This window comes from Allobosea sp. OAE752 (genome assembly GCF_050433265.1).
Classification (GTDB): Bacteria; Pseudomonadota; Alphaproteobacteria; order Rhizobiales; family Beijerinckiaceae; genus Allobosea; species Allobosea spartocytisi.
In genome coordinates, this window is record NZ_JBNPXO010000006.1 from 157,328 (window position 1) to 172,271 (window position 14,944).

Consider the following 14,944-nt stretch of genomic DNA (forward strand, 5'->3'; position numbering starts at 1 on the left):
GAAGCCATGGATCTGCAACTCAAGGGCAAGCGCGCGCTGGTGACCGGTGGCAGCAAGGGCATCGGGCGCGCCGTCGCGCGGCAGCTCGCGCTCGAGGGCGCCGATGTCGTCATCGCCGCGCGCAACCGGGACGAGCTGGCCGAGGCCGCCTCGGCGCTCGCGGCCGAGAGCGGGCGCAAGGTGGTTGGCCATACCGTCGATACCCAGCACGACGACTCGGTGAAGGCGCTCGTCGCCCATGCCGTCGAGGTGCTCGGCGGGCTCGATATCCTCGTGAACGCGGCGGGCAAGCCGGGCGGGCAGGCGCCGCCGCCGAAGCTCGCCGAGATCACCGACGCGCTGTTCTGGGACGACGTCAACGTCAAGGTGATGGGCTATCTGCGCATGGCGCGCGAGGCCGCGCCGCATATGGCGGCGAATGGCTGGGGCCGGATCATCAATATCAGCGGTCTCGCGGCGCGCTCGACCGGCTCCACCATCGGCTCGATGCGCAATGTCGCGGTCGCGGCGATGACCAAGAACCTCGCCGACGAGCTCGGCCCGCAAGGCATCAACGTCACCGTCGTCCATCCCGGCGTGACGCGGACCGAGCGCACGGCCTGGCTGGTCGGGGCGCGGGCGCAGGTCAGCGGCAAGAGCGAGGCGGAGGTCGAGGCCGGCATGACCGCGAACGTCACCATCGGCCGGCTGGTCGATGCGGCGGAGGTCGCGGATATCGTCGCCTTCCTCGCCTCGCCGCGCAGCGTCGCGATCAATGGCGATGCCATCGCCTGCGGCGGCGGCATGCGGGGCGCCATCCACTACTGAGGCAGCCCCTTACCGAGGCAGCAGCGCCCTCAGAACAGCAGATGCGGGGCGAACAGCGCGAGCCCCATGAAGGCGATCGCGACGGCGCCGAGCCCGCCGCCAACGCCGGCGAGCAACGCCACGCCGGTGATGATCGAGGCCGAAGCGACGACGATGCCGATCTGGAGCAGGCCCGAGGCGATCTCGAAATTCTCGTTGCGGGCCTTGTAGTCGTCGCGCTGCTGCTCGGCCGCCTTGGCCCGTGCCATCAGCTCCTTGCGGCCTTCATTGGTCTCGGGCTCGCTGTTGTAGCGGGCGGCCGTCGCCTTCCAGCCGTCGATGCGCTTCTGCAGCCGGTCGCGGGTCGCCGCATCGGCGGTCGCGGCAAGATCGAGCTCGAGCGTTTCCGCCGCCGTGGTCACCACGGTGCCGCGGATCGTCTTGGCCTGGAAGAAGGCCCAGAGATTGGAAGCGTCGATGTTGCGCGCGATCGCGTCGTTCTCGGCCTGCTTGCCGCCGATCTCAGCCAGCGCCAGCAGCAGGGCCAGACAGGCGATCAGCAGCGCGATGCGCTTGTTGCCGCCTTCCGGGATCTCGACAGGTTCCGACATCGAATCACCTCGCAGGGCCACTATGGCCGCTGTTTAAGGCTTTCCGTTGCGGCAGCAAGATGTCGGGTCGCCATGCGCCCAGGCGGACGCAAGATGGCGTTCCGTTTCTTGCATCGGATTCGTCCGAAAAGGGGTTTCCACTTTTCGGTCCGATGTCAGCGCCCCGCCCGCGGATGGGCGGCGTCATAGGCCGCCATCAGCCGGGCGGAATCGACGCGGGTGTAGATCTGCGTGGTCGAGAGCGAGGCGTGGCCGAGCAGTTCCTGGATGGCGCGCAGATCGCCGCCGCGCCCGAGCAGATGCGTCGCGAAGGAATGGCGCAGGGAGTGCGGCGTCGCGGATGAGGGCAGGCCGAGCGCGCCGCGCAGCCCCTCGACCGCGAGCTGGATGATGCGGGGCGATAGCGGCCCGCCCTTGGCGCCGACGAAGAGCGGACCTTCCGGCGGCAGGCGCCAGGGGCAGAGCTTGAGATATTCCGCGATGGCGGCCACCACCACTGGCAGCACCGGTACCATCCGCGTCTTCGAGCCCTTGCCGATCACGGTCAGCGTCTCGCCGGCGCTTTGCGGCGCCTGGGCACGGGCGAGCGAAAGCGCCTCCGAGATGCGCAGGCCGCTGCCATAGAGCAGGCCGAGCACGGCGGCGTCGCGGGCCAGGATCCATTGCTCGCGCTCCTCGCCGGCGCGGGTGTCGGCCTGGGTGACGGCGCGCGCGGAGGCGGGTTCGAGCGGGCGCGGCAGCGATTTGCCGAGGCGCGGCCCGCGCGTCGCGGCGAAGGCGGCGGCGGTGAGCTTGCCGCTGCGCTCGCCGAAGCGGGCGAAGGAGCGCAAAGCCGCGAGCTGGCGCATCAGCGTGCGGTTGCCGACCCCGTCGCGGCGGCGCTGGCCGAGGAAGGCGCGCAGGTCGACGGGCTTCAGCGCGGCGATATCGGCGAGCGAGGGCGCTCCGCCGAGATGCCCGGTGAGGAAAGCGGTGAACTGGCCGAGATCGCGGCCATAGGCTTCAAGCGTCTTCGGCGAGAGGCGCCGCTCGGCCGAAAGATGGGTCAGCCAGTCCTGCCGGAAGGAGTCGAAATCGGTCATCGCTGAAGCATGACGCTCCTGCCTTAACAGCAGCCGAATCGGTGCTAGACACTGGCACGATGGACGAGACGGCGGACATGATCGAAGGCGGCACGGTCGACGTGCTGATCCCGCTCGGGCTCGACCAGGCCTATAGCTATGCCGTGCCGCCGGGGCTCGCGCTTGCGGCCGGCGATGTCGTGCAGGTGCCGCTGGGGCCGCGCGAGACCGTCGGCGTGGTCTGGGCCGTCGGGGCCGGGCGCGGCGGCAACCTCAAGCAGGTCACCGGCAAATACGACATGCCGCCGCTTGATCCGGCGCTCAGGAAGCTCGTCGACTGGGTCGCCTGGTACACGCTCGCGCCGAAAGGCTCGGTGCTCGCATTGGCGCTGCGCCGGCAGCCGGACGATACGCCCGAGCGACCGAAGCTCGGCGTCAGGCTCGCCGGGCCGCCGCCCGGCCGGATGACGCCGGCCCGCGCTCGTGCCATCGCCGCGGCCGAGGGTGGCCTGCTGATCGCGAAATCGGCGCTGGCCGAGGCGGCCTCGGTCAGCGCTGCCGTGATCGATTCCCTCGTCGATGCCGGCACCTTCATCGTCGAGCCGATGCCGCGCGAAGCCATCGCGGCGCTGCCCGATCCCGACCATGCCGTCCCGGAGCTGTCGGAGGGGCAGGGCGAGGTGGCGCAGGCGCTGGTGGCCGCCGTGCAGGCGAGGGCGTTCAGCGTCGCGCTGCTCGAAGGCGTCACCGGCTCGGGCAAGACCGAGGTCTATTTCGAGGCGGTGGCGGAGGCGATCCGGCAGGGCCGGCAGAGCCTGATCCTGATGCCGGAGATCGCGCTGACCGCGCAGTTCATCGACCGCTTCGAGGCCCGCTTCGGGGTCAGGCCGGGGCTCTGGCACTCGGCTGTAACTGGCCGAAAACGCGAGCGGCTGCAGGCGGCGATCGCGAGCGGCGAGGCGAAGGTGGTGGCGGGCGCCCGCTCGGCGCTGTTCCTGCCCTACAAGGATCTCGGCCTCGTCGTCGTCGATGAGGAGCATGAATCCGCCTACAAGCAGGAGGATGGGGTCTCCTACCATGCTCGCGACATGGCTGTGGTGCGCGGGCGCATCGAGAACGCGCCGGTCGTGCTGGCTTCCGCGACGCCCTCGCTGGAAACCCGCGTCAATGCCGAGCGCGGCCGCTACACCCATCTCAAGCTGCCGGAGCGTTTCGGCGGGCGCGAATTGCCGACGCTCGGCCTCGTCGATCTGCGACGGGACAAGCCGGAGCGCGGGCGCTGGCTCTCCGGCGCGCTGGTCAAGGCGATCGAGACCAATATCGAGGCCAAGGAGCAGTCGCTGCTCTTCCTGAACCGGCGCGGCTATGCGCCGCTGACGCTCTGTCGCGATTGCGGTCACCGCTTCCAGTGCCCGAACTGCACGGCCTGGCTGGTCGATCATCGGTTCCGGCGGGCGCTGGTCTGCCATCATTGCGGCCATGTCGAGCGCCGGCCGCAGGAATGTCCGGCCTGCCACAAGCCCGAGAGCCTGATGGCCTGCGGGCCGGGCGTCGAGCGGCTGGCCGAGGAGGTCGCGACGCTTTTTCCACAGGCACGCTCGATCGTGCTCTCCAGCGATTTTCCCGGAGGGACGGAACGCCTGAAGACGGAGCTGATGGCGGTGGCCGAGGGTGAGTTCGACATCGTCATCGGCACGCAGCTCGTCGCCAAGGGCCATAATTTCCCCGGCATGACGCTGGTCGGCGTCGTCGATGCCGATCTCGGCCTGACCTCGGGCGACCCGCGCGCGGCCGAGCGGACCTTTCAGGCGCTGCGGCAGGTCACGGGCCGTGCAGGACGGGGCGAGAAACCCGGCCGCGCCTTGCTTCAGACGCATGACCCGGAGCATCCCGTGCTCAAGGCGCTGGTCTCGGGCGACCCGGAGCGGTTTTATGCCGCAGAGGAGGCGTCGCGGGAGGCTGCGGGGCTGCCGCCCTTCGGCCGGCTGGCGGCGCTGATCGTCTCCGCGAACGGTCAGGCCGAGGCCGAAAGCCATGCCCGCGCGCTGGCGCGCTGCGCCGAGGCCGGCGACGGAATCGCGGTGCTGGGGCCGGCGGAAGCGCCTCTGGCGGTGCTGCGCGGGCGCCATCGCATGCGTCTGATCGTCAGGACGACCCGCGAGGTCAACCTGCAGGACTATCTGCGCGCCTGGCTGAAGCGCGGGCCCAAACCCAAGGGGTCGGTCCGGGTCGCGGTCGATGTCGATCCGCAGAGCTTCCTGTAAAATTGCTGAAAGCCGTGGCCCAATCGCCACTTCCATGGTCGAACTAGCGATTGCGTGCCCCGGAACCACATGCTAGTGCACCGCCACATTTTGGTCGCGAAGCCGTGTCGCTGGCTTTGCGCCTGTGATACTCGCAGCGTCGGGACGATGCACTCCACCTTCCCCGGAAGGTCGCCGGTGCAAGCCCTTGAAACGAGAGACGGGAAGCGTGGCAGAAGGCGGATCGCAGGGGACACTGGTGTCGGGCGTAGCGCAGCGCTATGCCACCGCTTTGTTCGAGCTGGCTGAGGAGACGGGCGCGATCGACACCGTCGCCGCCGCTCTGGACGCCTTCAACGGCCTGCTCTCCGAGAGCGCCGATCTCACCCGCCTGATCGAGAGCCCGGCCTTCACCGCCGAGGAGCAGGTCGCGGCGATCAAGGCCGTGCTCGAGAAGGCCGGCATCACCGGCATCACCGCCAATTTCATCGGGCTGGTCGCCAGCAAGCGCCGCCTCTTCGCGCTGCCGGGCATGATCGCCGGCTACAAGCGCCTGGTCGCCGAGGCCAAGGGCATCGTCTCCGCCGAGGTGACGGTCGCCGAGCAGCCCACGGCCAAGCGCGTCGACGAGATCCGCGCGGCGCTGAAGGGCGTCGCCGGCAAGGATGTCGACGTCTCGATCAAGGTCGATCCGGCGCTGATCGGCGGGCTCGTCGTCAAGATGGGCTCCCGCATGGTCGACGCCTCGCTGAAAACCAAGCTCAATTCAATTCGTCTTGCCATGAAAGAGGTCGGCTGATGGACATCCGCCCCGCTGAAATCTCCGCCATCCTGAAGGCTCAGATCTCGAATTTCGGCTCGGAAGCTTCGGTGACCGAAGTCGGCCAGGTTCTCTCCGTCGGTGACGGCATCGCCCGCGTCTACGGCCTCGACAAGGTCCAGGCCGGCGAGATGGTCGAGTTCGAGTCCGGCGTGCGCGGCATGGCGCTCAACCTCGAGAGCGACAATGTCGGTGTCGTGATCTTCGGTTCCGACCGCGAGATCAAGGAAGGCCAGACCGTCAAGCGCACCGGCGCCATCGTCGACGTTCCCGTCGGCAAGGAGCTGCTCGGCCGCGTCGTCGACGCGCTCGGCAACCCGATCGACGGCAAGGGTCCGATCAAGGCCAAGGAGCGTCGCCGTGTCGACGTCAAGGCGCCCGGCATCATCCCGCGCAAGTCGGTGCATGAGCCGATGGCGACCGGCCTCAAGGCGGTCGATGCCCTGATCCCGATCGGCCGCGGCCAGCGCGAACTCATCATCGGCGACCGCCAGACCGGCAAGACCGCGATCGCGCTCGACACGATCCTGAACCAGCGTCCGCTGAACGTCGAAGGCGCCCCCGAGAGCCAGAAGCTCTACTGCGTCTACGTCGCCGTCGGCCAGAAGCGCTCGACCGTCGCCCAGCTCGTGAAGGTGCTCGAGGAGCGCGGCGCGATGGAGTACTCCATCGTCGTGGCCGCCACCGCCTCGGACCCGGCCCCGATGCAGTTCCTGGCGCCCTTCGCCGGCTGCTCGATGGGCGAGTTCTTCCGCGACAACGGCATGCACGCCGTGATCATCTATGACGACCTCTCCAAGCAGGCCGTCGCCTACCGCCAGATGTCGCTGCTGCTGCGCCGCCCGCCGGGCCGCGAAGCCTATCCGGGCGACGTGTTCTATCTCCACTCCCGCCTGCTCGAGCGCGCGGCGAAGATGGGCGAGGCCGCCGGCCTCGGCTCGCTGACGGCGCTGCCGGTCATCGAGACCCAGGCGAACGACGTCTCCGCCTACATCCCGACCAACGTGATCTCGATCACCGACGGCCAGATCTTCCTGGAGACGGACCTGTTCTACCAGGGCATCCGCCCGGCGGTGAACGTCGGCCTCTCGGTGTCGCGCGTCGGCTCCTCGGCGCAGACCAAGGCCACCAAGAAGGTCGCCGGCAAGATCAAGGGCGAGCTCGCCCAGTACCGCGAGATGGCCGCCTTCGCCCAGTTCGGCTCGGACCTCGACGCGGTGACGCAGCGCCTGCTCAACCGCGGCGCCCGCCTGACCGAGCTGCTGAAGCAGCCGCAGTTCTCGCCGCTGAAGATGGAAGAGCAGGTCGTCGTGATCTATGCCGGCGTGAACGGCTATCTCGACGCGATGCCGGTCAACAAGGTCCGCTCCTTCGAGGACGGGCTGCTGGCGCTGGTCCGCGGCAAGCATGCCGACCTCCTCGCTGAGATCGGCACGAGCAAGGATCTGTCGGACGCCAACGCCGCCAAGCTCAAGGACATCGTCGCGGGCTTCGCGAAGTCCTTCGCCTGATCATCACCTTCGGTGCGGCGGAGCCAGGAGCTTCGCCGCACCGCTTCTCTGAAATGCTTCGTTGCCGCGCTTTCCGTGGCTGACGGGTAGGGGATCAAGATCGGATGCCGTCCCTCAAGGACCTACGCAACCGCATCGCCTCGGTGAAGGCGACGCAGAAAATCACCAAGGCCATGCAGATGGTCGCGGCTGCGAAGCTGCGCCGGGCGCAGATGGCTGCCGAGGCCGCGCGCCCCTATGCCGAGCGCATGGAGACGGTGCTGTCGAACCTCGCTTCCGGCGTGTCCGGTTCGAGCGCGCCGCGCCTGATCGCCGGCACGGGCTCGGACAAGGTGCATCTGCTGCTGGTGCTGACCGCCGAGCGCGGCCTGTGTGGCGCCTTCAACTCCTCGATCGCGCGACTGGCGCGTGACAAGGCGAATGCGCTCAAGGCCGAAGGCAAGACGGTCAAGATCATCTGCGTCGGCAAGAAGGGCTACGACATCCTGCGGCGTCAGTTCGCCGACGAGATCATCGAGTTCATCGACCTGCGCGAGTTCAAGCAGGTCGGCTACGTCAATGCCGAGGCGATCGCCCAGAACCTGCTCGCCCGCTTCGCCGCCGGCGAGTTCGACGTCGCGACGCTGTTCTTCTCGAAGTTCAAGTCGGTGATCGCCCAGATCCCGACAGCGCAGCGCATCATCCCGGCCGAGATTCCGGAAGGGACGAAGCAGACCGACGCCGTCTACGACTACGAGCCGGACGAAGGCGAGATTCTCGAGGCGCTGCTGCCGCGCAATCTGACCGTTCAGATCCTGCGCGGGCTGCTCGAGAACGCCGCCTCCGAGCAGGGCGCGCGCATGTCCGCGATGGATTCCGCCACGCGCAACGCCGGCGAGATGATCAAGAAGCAGACGCAGCTCTACAACCGCTCGCGCCAGGCGATGATCACGAAGGAACTGATCGAGATCATCTCCGGCGCGGAAGCGCTCTAACCGCCCAGCCTTCCGCCGGCGGCGCTTTCCGCCGGCAGCCGAAACATCCGAATGCGCTAGTCCCGAGGTTCCACCATGGCCAAAGCCGCTACCAAGACCACCAAGACGAAGTCCGCTGACGACAAGCCCGCCAACACCGGCACCGGCCGCGTTGCCCAGGTCATCGGCGCCGTCGTCGACGTGCAGTTCGACGGCGCCCTGCCGGAGATCCTGAACGCGCTCGAGACCGACAACCTCGGCAACCGCCTCGTCCTCGAGGTCGCCCAGCATCTCGGCGAGAACACGGTTCGCACCATCGCGATGGACTCGACCGAAGGTCTGGTTCGCGGCCAGTCGGTCACCGACACCGGCGCCCCGATCGCCGTGCCGGTCGGCGAGGAGTGCCTCGGCCGCATCATGAACGTCATCGGCGAGCCGGTCGACGAAGCCGGCCCGATCCTGACCACCGCCACCCGCGGCATCCACCAGCCGGCCCCGGCCTATTCCGAACAGTCGACCGAGGCGCAGATCCTCGTCACCGGCATCAAGGTCGTCGACCTGCTGGCTCCCTACGCCAAGGGCGGCAAGATCGGCCTGTTCGGCGGCGCCGGCGTCGGCAAGACCGTGCTGATCATGGAGCTGATCAACAACGTCGCGAAGGCCCATGGCGGCTACTCGGTGTTCGCCGGCGTCGGCGAGCGCACCCGCGAGGGTAACGACCTTTATCACGAGATGATCGAGTCCAACGTCAACAAGGACCCGAAGGAGAACGGTGGCTCGACCGCTGGCTCCAAATGCGCCCTCGTTTACGGCCAGATGAACGAGCCCCCGGGCGCCCGCATGCGCGTCGCTCTCGCCGGCCTGACCGTCGCCGAGGACTTCCGCGACAAGGGCCAGGACGTGCTCTTCTTCGTCGACAACATCTTCCGCTTCACGCAGGCGGGTTCGGAAGTGTCGGCGCTGCTCGGCCGCATCCCTTCGGCGGTGGGCTATCAGCCGACGCTCGCCACCGACATGGGCAACCTGCAGGAGCGCATCACCACCACGACCAAGGGCTCGATCACCTCGGTGCAGGCGATCTACGTGCCGGCGGACGACCTGACCGACCCGGCGCCGGCCACCTCCTTCGCCCACCTCGATGCCACGACCGTGCTCTCGCGCTCGATCGCGGAAAAGGGCATCTATCCGGCGGTCGACCCGCTCGACTCGACCTCGCGCATGCTCTCGGCCGACATCGTCGGTGAGGAGCACTACGGCGTCGCTCGCCAGGTCCAGCAGGTGCTCCAGCGCTACAAGGCGCTGCAGGACATCATCGCGATCCTGGGCATGGACGAGCTCTCGGAAGACGACAAGATGACCGTGGCGCGCGCCCGCAAGATCGAGCGCTTCCTGTCGCAGCCCTTCCACGTCGCGGAAGTCTTCACCGGCTCGCCGGGCAAGCTCGTCTCGCTCGAGGACACGATCAAGGGCTTCAAGGGCCTGGTCGAGGGCAAGTACGATCACCTGCCGGAGGCGGCCTTCTACATGGTCGGCTCGATCGAGGAAGCCGTCGAGAAGGCGCAGCGCCTGGCCGCCGAGGCGGCGTAAGGCATTCCGCACGCGTCATCCCCGGGCTTGCCCCGGGGATCTCATGACCAGAACACGCTGGTTTCCGAGATGACCGGGTCAAGCCCGGTCATGACGAACCGGGGAGAATGAAACGATGGCCACCTTCAAGTTCGAACTCGTCTCGCCGGAGCGCATCCTGTTCTCGGGCGATGTCGTCAGCGTCATCGTTCCTTCGGTCGAGGGCGAAATGACCGTGCTGGCCGGCCATGCGCCGCTGGTTGCCGTGATCAAGGCCGGCATCGTCTTCGTCCAGACGACGGAGAGCAACGGCAAGGAGTTCTTCGTCAATGGCGGCCTCGTCGAGGTCAACCAGGCCTCGACGACGATCCTGGCCGAGCAGGGCCGCTTCATCGAGGACGTCGACACCGCCGTTCTCGACGCCGAGATCCTGACTGCCGAGACCCGCCTCTCCGGCTCGCACAATGACGACGAGAAGAAGCGCCTGCACGACACGCTGGTGCAGCTGCGCGAGTTCAAGCACGTCTTCGAGCAGCGCAAGGCGGCCTGAGCCCAGCTCCCATATCCGGAACAGAAAAGGCCGCGCGAGCGGCCTTTTTCATACGTAGCTGATGAATTCGAGCAGCGAACCGTCCGGGTCGCGGAAATAGACGCTGGTGCCGCGACCGCCACGGCCGAAGCGCTGGACAGGCCCGAGCTCGATCGCGACCTCCTGCCGTTCGAGATGGGCGATCGCCTCCGCGATCGGTCCCGGCCAGGCGAAGCAGAGATCGCTGCCGCCGGGCGGGACGGGCAGCCTCGCGACGGGCGTGGGCTGCAGCCCGGGGCCGTGGCAATTGAGCTGGGCGCGGCCGATGCGATAGACGAAGCCGTCGCCGTTCGGCACGATCTCGGCGCCGATCACGTCGCGATAGAAGGCATTCGAGCGCTCCCAGTCGGAGACGTGGATGACGCAGTGGTCGAGTTCGACGAGGCTCATCTCGCTTCTCCCCGGGAAACCATGGGCACGGCGAAGGCGGCGAAAGCGGCGGCCACCCGCGCATAGACCGCTCGCTTGAACGGCACGACGAGCTCCGGCATCTCCGCGAGCGGGCGCCAGCGCCAGGCGCCGAACTCCGGCGGCTCGTCGCCGTTGGGCTTGCCGATGTCGATCTCGCGCTCGTCGCCCGTGAAGCGGAAGGCGACCCAGCGCTGGCGCTGGCCGCGAAAGGCCGCCAGCTTGTGCGGCGGCCCGTCATAGGGCGGGAAGTCGTAGCTCCACCACTCCTCCGTCGCCGCCAAGAGTTCCGCGCCGGCGATGCCGGTTTCCTCCGCCAGCTCGCGCCGGGCGGCCGCGACGATCTCCTCGTCGGGATCGATGCCGCCCTGCGGCATCTGCCAGTCCCGGCCGGGCAGGATGATCTCGGGGCCGGCGCTGTGGGCCTTCCCGGTGAAGACCAGCCCTTCGGCGTTGAACAGGGCGATGCCGACATTGGGGCGGTAGGGGAGGGCTGCGTCCGTCATTCGCCTTGGCTCGTCATGGTCGGGCTTGACCCGGCCATCTCGGAAACCAGTGTTCTCGGCATGAGATGCTCGGGTCAAGCCCGAGCATGACGGCGCGGGAGGCGCCTACTCATTCCCCCATCGCGATCAGGCTGGCATTGCCGCCGGCGGCGGCCGTGTTGATCGTCACGGTCTGCTCGGTGGCGAAGCGCATCAGATAGTGCGGGCCGCCGGCCTTGGGGCCGGTGCCGGACAGGCCATGGCCGCCGAAGGGCTGCACGCCGACGACCGCGCCGATGATGTTGCGGTTGACGTAGATATTGCCGGCAGAGAGCCGCTCGATGACGCGCTCGACCGTCGTCTCGATGCGCGAGTGGACGCCCAGCGTCAGGCCGTAGCCGGTCGCGTCGATCTCGGCGATGACCTTGTCGAGCTCGCCCGCCTTCCAGCGCACGACATGCAGGATCGGGCCGAAATGCTCGGCGGTGAGGTCGCTGACCCGGTCGAGCCTGACGATATGCGGCGCGACATAGGTGCCGCCGAGCTCGGGCGCCTGCCCGGCCCAGGCGACGCGACCCTGCTGGCGCATGGCGGCGAGATGGGCGTCGAGGCGCTGCCTGGCGGCGGCGTCGATGACCGGGCCGATATGGATGTCGAGCTTGCGGGGATCGCCGAGCTTCAGCTCTTTGGTCGCACCTTCGATCATCTCGATCATCTTGTCGGCAACGTCGTCCTGCACCACCAGCAGGCGCAGCGCCGAGCAGCGCTGCCCGGCCGAACGGAAGGCTGACATCACCACGTCGTCGCTGACCTGTTCGGGCAGGGCGGTGGCGTCGACGATCATGGCGTTGAGGCCGCCGGTCTCGGCGATCAGCGGTACGATCGGGCCGTCCTTGGCGGCGAGCGTCCGGTTGATCCCGCGCGCGGTCGCGGTCGAGCCGGTGAAGGCGACGCCGGCCACGTCCTTGTGCGCGACCAGGGCCGAGCCGGCCTCCGTGCCGCCTGGCACGAGATGCAGCGCGCTGACGGGCACGCCGGCCTCGTGCAGCATCCTGATCGCCACGGCCGCGATCAAAGGCGTCTGCGGGGCAGGCTTGGCGACGACGCTGTTGCCGGCGACGAGCGCGGCCACGACCTGCCCGGCGAAGATCGCGAGCGGGAAGTTCCAGGGCGCGATGCAGACGAAGGCGCCGCGCCCGCGCAGGACGAGCCGGTTCTCCTCGCCGGTCGGGCCGGGAAGCGCGGTCGGCGTGGCGAAATGCTCCTCGGCCTGCGCCGCATAGTAGCGGCAGAAATCGACGGCCTCGCGCACCTCGGAAATGGCGTCGTCGATGGTTTTGCCGGCTTCGCCTTGCAGAAGCGCGATCAGGAGCCCGCGTCGGGCCTCCATGATGTCGGCGGCCTTGCGCAGCGCCGCGGCGCGAATGCGGGCCGGCGTCTCGTTCCAGGCACGGAAGCCCTTCACTGCCGCGGCCATGGCGCGCTCGGCGGTCGCGGCATCGGCCTCGATCACCTTGCCGATCGGCGTGCCGTCGATGGGCGAGCGCACCTCGCGGGCCGTGCCGGGCTGCGGCTTGCCGTCGATGATCGGCGCGGCATCGGGGAATTGGCCGGCCGCCGCGATCTCCTTCAGCAGACCGTCGAGGCTTTCCTCATGGCCGAGCTCGGTGCCGGCCGAGTTCTTGCGCGAGGGGCCGTAGAGATCGGCCGGGAGCGGGATGCGGCGGTGGCGGGCGGCGCTGGCCGAGCCGATGATCTCGGCCGGCGCCAGCAGGAGCTGCGAGACCGGAACCTCGGGGTCGCCGGAGGCGCTGACGAAGGAGGAGTTGGCGCCGTTCTCGAGCAGGCGGCGGACGAGATAGGCGAGCAGGTCCTGATGGCCGCCGACCGGCGCATAGGTCCGGCAGGCATAGCCTTCGTTCTCGCGCAGCAGCTTCTCGTAGAGGGCCTCGCCCATGCCGTGCAGGCGCTGGAATTCGAAGCCCTCGGCATTCCCCGCCATCTCGGCGACGGTCGCGACGGTGAGCGCGTTATGCGTCGCGAATTGCGGGATGATGCGCGGCCTAAGCTTCAGGAGCTGGGCCGCGCAGGCTTCGTAATTCAGGTCCGTCATCGCCTTGCGGGTGAAGACGGGATAGTCGGGCAGGCCGCGCTCCTGGGCGCGCTTGAGCTCGGTGTCCCAATAGGCGCCCTTGACCAGCCGCACCATCATGCGCCGGCTGTGGGTTTCGGCGAGGCGGCCGATATGGTCGATCACCGCCGAGGCGCGCTTCTGATAGGCCTGGATGGCAAGGCCGAAGCCGTCCCAGCCGTCGAGCGAGGCATCGGCGAAGACGGCGTCGATCACGTCGAGCGAGAGCTCCAGCCGGTCGGCCTCCTCGGCATCGACGGTGAAGTTGAGGTCGTAGCCCTTGGCCTGACGGGCGAGCGCGACGACCTTCGGCACGAGCTCCGACAGCACGCGCTCATGGTTCGTCGCGTCATAGCGCGGATGCAGCGCCGAGAGCTTGACCGAGATGCCGGGGCGGTTGGGCAGCCTGTCGTTGCCGGCGGAGCGGCCGATGGCGTCGATCGCGGCGGTGTAGGAGGCGAAATAGCGGTCGGCGTCGGCTTGCGTGCGTGCGCCTTCGCCCAGCATGTCGAAGGAATAGCGATAAAGCTTGCCGGTGCCGGAGCGGGCGCGCTTCAGCGCCTCCTCGATGGTCTGGCCGAGGACGAAATGGTTGCCCATGACGCGCATCGCCTGGCGCGTCGCGGTGCGAACCGTCGGCACGCCCAGGCGCTTGGCGAGGCTGCTGACGATGCCCGTCGGCGTTTCGCCGGGCTGGATGACGCGCGCGGTGATGCCGAGCGCCCAGGCCGAGGCCGAGACCAGGAAGGCGTCCGATTTCGCTTCGTGATGGGCGAAATCGCCCTGGCCGAGCTTGTCCTCGATCAGCCGGTCGGCGGTAGCGGCGTCAGGCACGCGCAGCAGCGCCTCCGCCAGCACCATCAGCGCGAGGCCCTCCTTGGTCGAGAGCGAATATTCGCGCAGCAATTCCTCGATGCCGCCCAGGCCTACCTTGCGGCTGCGGATCGCCTCGATCAGCCCGGTGGCGCGGGCGTCGATCCGGGCCTTGGCCGCAGGGTCGCGGCGGGCGCCTGCGAGCAGCCGGCCGGCCATTGCGCCGTCATCCTCGGCATAAGGCGCGCGGAAAGGCGGGACGGTCGAGATGGCCATAAGGGGCTCCGAAGGCGGGCTGGAATATCTGAAGGATGATGAGAGATCGGCCGCATATCAATTGGCATTTCAGGTAAATTTGCCTTATGAAACTTCATAGAAGACGAATTTTACAGAGATTTATCATGCTGGACCGGACGGACCGCCGCATCCTCTCGCTTCTGCAGGGCGACGGCCGGATCGCCGGCGTCGAGCTCGCCGAAAAGGTCGGGCTTTCTCCCACGGCCACGGGCGAGCGGCTGAAACGCCTGACGCGGGACGGTTTCATCACCGGCTATCGCGCGACGCTCGATCCGACGCGGCTCGGCCTGAACCTGCTCGTCTTCGTCGAGGTCTATCTCGACAAGACGACGCCCGATGCCTTCGAGCGCTTCGCCGCGGCGGTGAAGCGGGCGCCGGAAGTGCTGGAATGCCATATGGTGGCGGGCGGTTTCGATTATCTCGTGAAGACGCGCGTGGCCGATATGAATGCCTATCGCCGCTTCCTCGGTGAGGTGCTGCTCGCCCTGCCGGCGGTGCGCGAGACGCGCACCTATGCCGTGATGGAAGAGGTCAAGACCGATGGCGCGCTGCCATTGTGACCGCCCGACGCAATCGCGTGACGATGTTGACGTGATTTCAACGTGTTGTGATCTCAAACTGCTCCGGTAGGCGATCGACGGCCGGCCGTTCCGGCCAGAATGCTTCCGAG

General features: G+C 68.2%; 13 protein-coding genes. 8 read left to right on the top strand and 5 right to left on the bottom strand.

Annotated elements, in window-relative coordinates:
- Positions 1–6: 6 nt before the first annotated feature.
- On the top strand, positions 7–807 hold the full coding sequence (locus tag GGC47_RS17335) for an SDR family NAD(P)-dependent oxidoreductase (protein ID WP_142023086.1): 801 nt from the start codon (positions 7–9) through the stop codon (positions 805–807).
- A gap of 29 nt (positions 808–836) precedes the next feature.
- Here GGC47_RS17335 and GGC47_RS17340 read toward each other — a convergent pair whose 3' ends face one another.
- Together GGC47_RS17340 and GGC47_RS17345 are read right to left on the bottom strand one after the other, a co-directional pair.
- Positions 837–1,397 (bottom strand): DUF4337 domain-containing protein, encoded by a 561-nt coding sequence (locus GGC47_RS17340; protein WP_038363148.1) that lies wholly within the window; start codon positions 1,395–1,397, stop codon positions 837–839.
- 155 nt (positions 1,398–1,552) lie between these two features.
- The gene (locus GGC47_RS17345; RefSeq protein WP_038363151.1) at positions 1,553–2,479 is read right to left on the bottom strand and encodes a tyrosine recombinase XerC; all 927 of its coding nucleotides are present in this window, start codon (positions 2,477–2,479) and stop codon (positions 1,553–1,555) included.
- A 59-nt stretch (positions 2,480–2,538) separates the two neighbouring features.
- Here GGC47_RS17345 and GGC47_RS17350 point away from each other — a divergent pair, with 59 nt between their 5' ends.
- The 6 genes from GGC47_RS17350 to GGC47_RS17375 all read left to right on the top strand — a co-directional run bounded on the left by GGC47_RS17350 (position 2,539) and on the right by GGC47_RS17375 (position 10,101).
- Positions 2,539–4,722 carry a primosomal protein N' gene (locus tag GGC47_RS17350; RefSeq protein WP_370955083.1) on the top strand — a complete coding sequence of 728 codons (2,184 nt, stop codon included), beginning with the start codon at positions 2,539–2,541 and terminating at the stop codon, positions 4,720–4,722.
- Positions 4,723–4,930: 208 nt separating this feature from the next.
- Entirely contained in the window at positions 4,931–5,500 is a 570-nt protein-coding gene (locus GGC47_RS17355; protein ID WP_429068560.1) for a F0F1 ATP synthase subunit delta, read from the top strand.
- Positions 5,500–7,032, top strand: coding sequence for a F0F1 ATP synthase subunit alpha (atpA, locus tag GGC47_RS17360; protein WP_038363155.1), 1,533 nt, complete (start codon positions 5,500–5,502; stop codon positions 7,030–7,032). Before GGC47_RS17355 ends, atpA begins: the two co-directional genes overlap by 1 nt.
- Before the next feature lie 104 nt (positions 7,033–7,136).
- Positions 7,137–8,006 carry a F0F1 ATP synthase subunit gamma gene (locus GGC47_RS17365; RefSeq protein ID WP_038363156.1) on the top strand — a complete coding sequence of 290 codons (870 nt, stop codon included), beginning with the start codon at positions 7,137–7,139 and terminating at the stop codon, positions 8,004–8,006.
- A gap of 75 nt (positions 8,007–8,081) precedes the next feature.
- Positions 8,082–9,572 (top strand): F0F1 ATP synthase subunit beta, encoded by a 1,491-nt coding sequence (gene atpD, locus GGC47_RS17370; protein WP_038363157.1) that lies wholly within the window; start codon positions 8,082–8,084, stop codon positions 9,570–9,572.
- Positions 9,573–9,687: 115 nt separating this feature from the next.
- Entirely contained in the window at positions 9,688–10,101 is a 414-nt protein-coding gene (locus tag GGC47_RS17375) for a F0F1 ATP synthase subunit epsilon (protein ID WP_112764375.1), read from the top strand.
- Between the two features lie 48 nt (positions 10,102–10,149).
- Here the strand turns inward: GGC47_RS17375 and GGC47_RS17380 are convergent, their stop codons facing one another.
- The 3 genes from GGC47_RS17380 to putA all read right to left on the bottom strand — a co-directional run bounded on the left by GGC47_RS17380 (position 10,150) and on the right by putA (position 14,253).
- On the bottom strand, positions 10,150–10,530 hold the full coding sequence (locus GGC47_RS17380) for a VOC family protein (protein ID WP_142023087.1): 381 nt from the start codon (positions 10,528–10,530) through the stop codon (positions 10,150–10,152).
- Entirely contained in the window at positions 10,527–11,054 is a 528-nt protein-coding gene (locus GGC47_RS17385) for an RNA pyrophosphohydrolase (RefSeq protein ID WP_142023088.1), read from the bottom strand. The genes GGC47_RS17380 and GGC47_RS17385 overlap by 4 nt, the downstream gene beginning before the upstream one ends.
- Before the next feature lie 109 nt (positions 11,055–11,163).
- A complete protein-coding gene (putA, locus tag GGC47_RS17390; protein WP_370955082.1) occupies positions 11,164–14,253 on the bottom strand; it encodes a bifunctional proline dehydrogenase/L-glutamate gamma-semialdehyde dehydrogenase PutA in 3,090 nt (1,029 codons plus the stop codon).
- A gap of 122 nt (positions 14,254–14,375) precedes the next feature.
- On the opposite strand from putA, the gene GGC47_RS17395 reads away from it, so the two are divergent.
- Entirely contained in the window at positions 14,376–14,834 is a 459-nt protein-coding gene (locus tag GGC47_RS17395) for an Lrp/AsnC ligand binding domain-containing protein (RefSeq protein ID WP_038363168.1), read from the top strand.
- Positions 14,835–14,944 lie beyond the last annotated feature (110 nt).

What these genes read in the sequence shown, in the direction of transcription:
- GGC47_RS17380 (WP_142023087.1), bottom strand. Translation starts at nt 10,530, where the DNA reads ATGAGCCTCGTCGAACTCGACCACTGCGTCATCCACGTCTCCGACTGG.
- GGC47_RS17345 (WP_038363151.1), bottom strand. Translation starts at nt 2,479, where the DNA reads ATGACCGATTTCGACTCCTTCCGGCAGGACTGGCTGACCCATCTTTCG.
- GGC47_RS17340 (WP_038363148.1), bottom strand. Translation starts at nt 1,397, where the DNA reads ATGTCGGAACCTGTCGAGATCCCGGAAGGCGGCAACAAGCGCATCGCG.
- atpD (WP_038363157.1), top strand. Translation starts at nt 8,082, where the DNA reads ATGGCCAAAGCCGCTACCAAGACCACCAAGACGAAGTCCGCTGACGAC.
- GGC47_RS17365 (WP_038363156.1), top strand. Translation starts at nt 7,137, where the DNA reads ATGCCGTCCCTCAAGGACCTACGCAACCGCATCGCCTCGGTGAAGGCG.
- GGC47_RS17385 (WP_142023088.1), bottom strand. Translation starts at nt 11,054, where the DNA reads ATGACGGACGCAGCCCTCCCCTACCGCCCCAATGTCGGCATCGCCCTG.
- GGC47_RS17375 (WP_112764375.1), top strand. Translation starts at nt 9,688, where the DNA reads ATGGCCACCTTCAAGTTCGAACTCGTCTCGCCGGAGCGCATCCTGTTC.
- GGC47_RS17335 (WP_142023086.1), top strand. Translation starts at nt 7, where the DNA reads ATGGATCTGCAACTCAAGGGCAAGCGCGCGCTGGTGACCGGTGGCAGC.
- putA (WP_370955082.1), bottom strand. Translation starts at nt 14,253, where the DNA reads ATGGCCATCTCGACCGTCCCGCCTTTCCGCGCGCCTTATGCCGAGGAT.
- atpA (WP_038363155.1), top strand. Translation starts at nt 5,500, where the DNA reads ATGGACATCCGCCCCGCTGAAATCTCCGCCATCCTGAAGGCTCAGATC.
- GGC47_RS17350 (WP_370955083.1), top strand. Translation starts at nt 2,539, where the DNA reads ATGGACGAGACGGCGGACATGATCGAAGGCGGCACGGTCGACGTGCTG.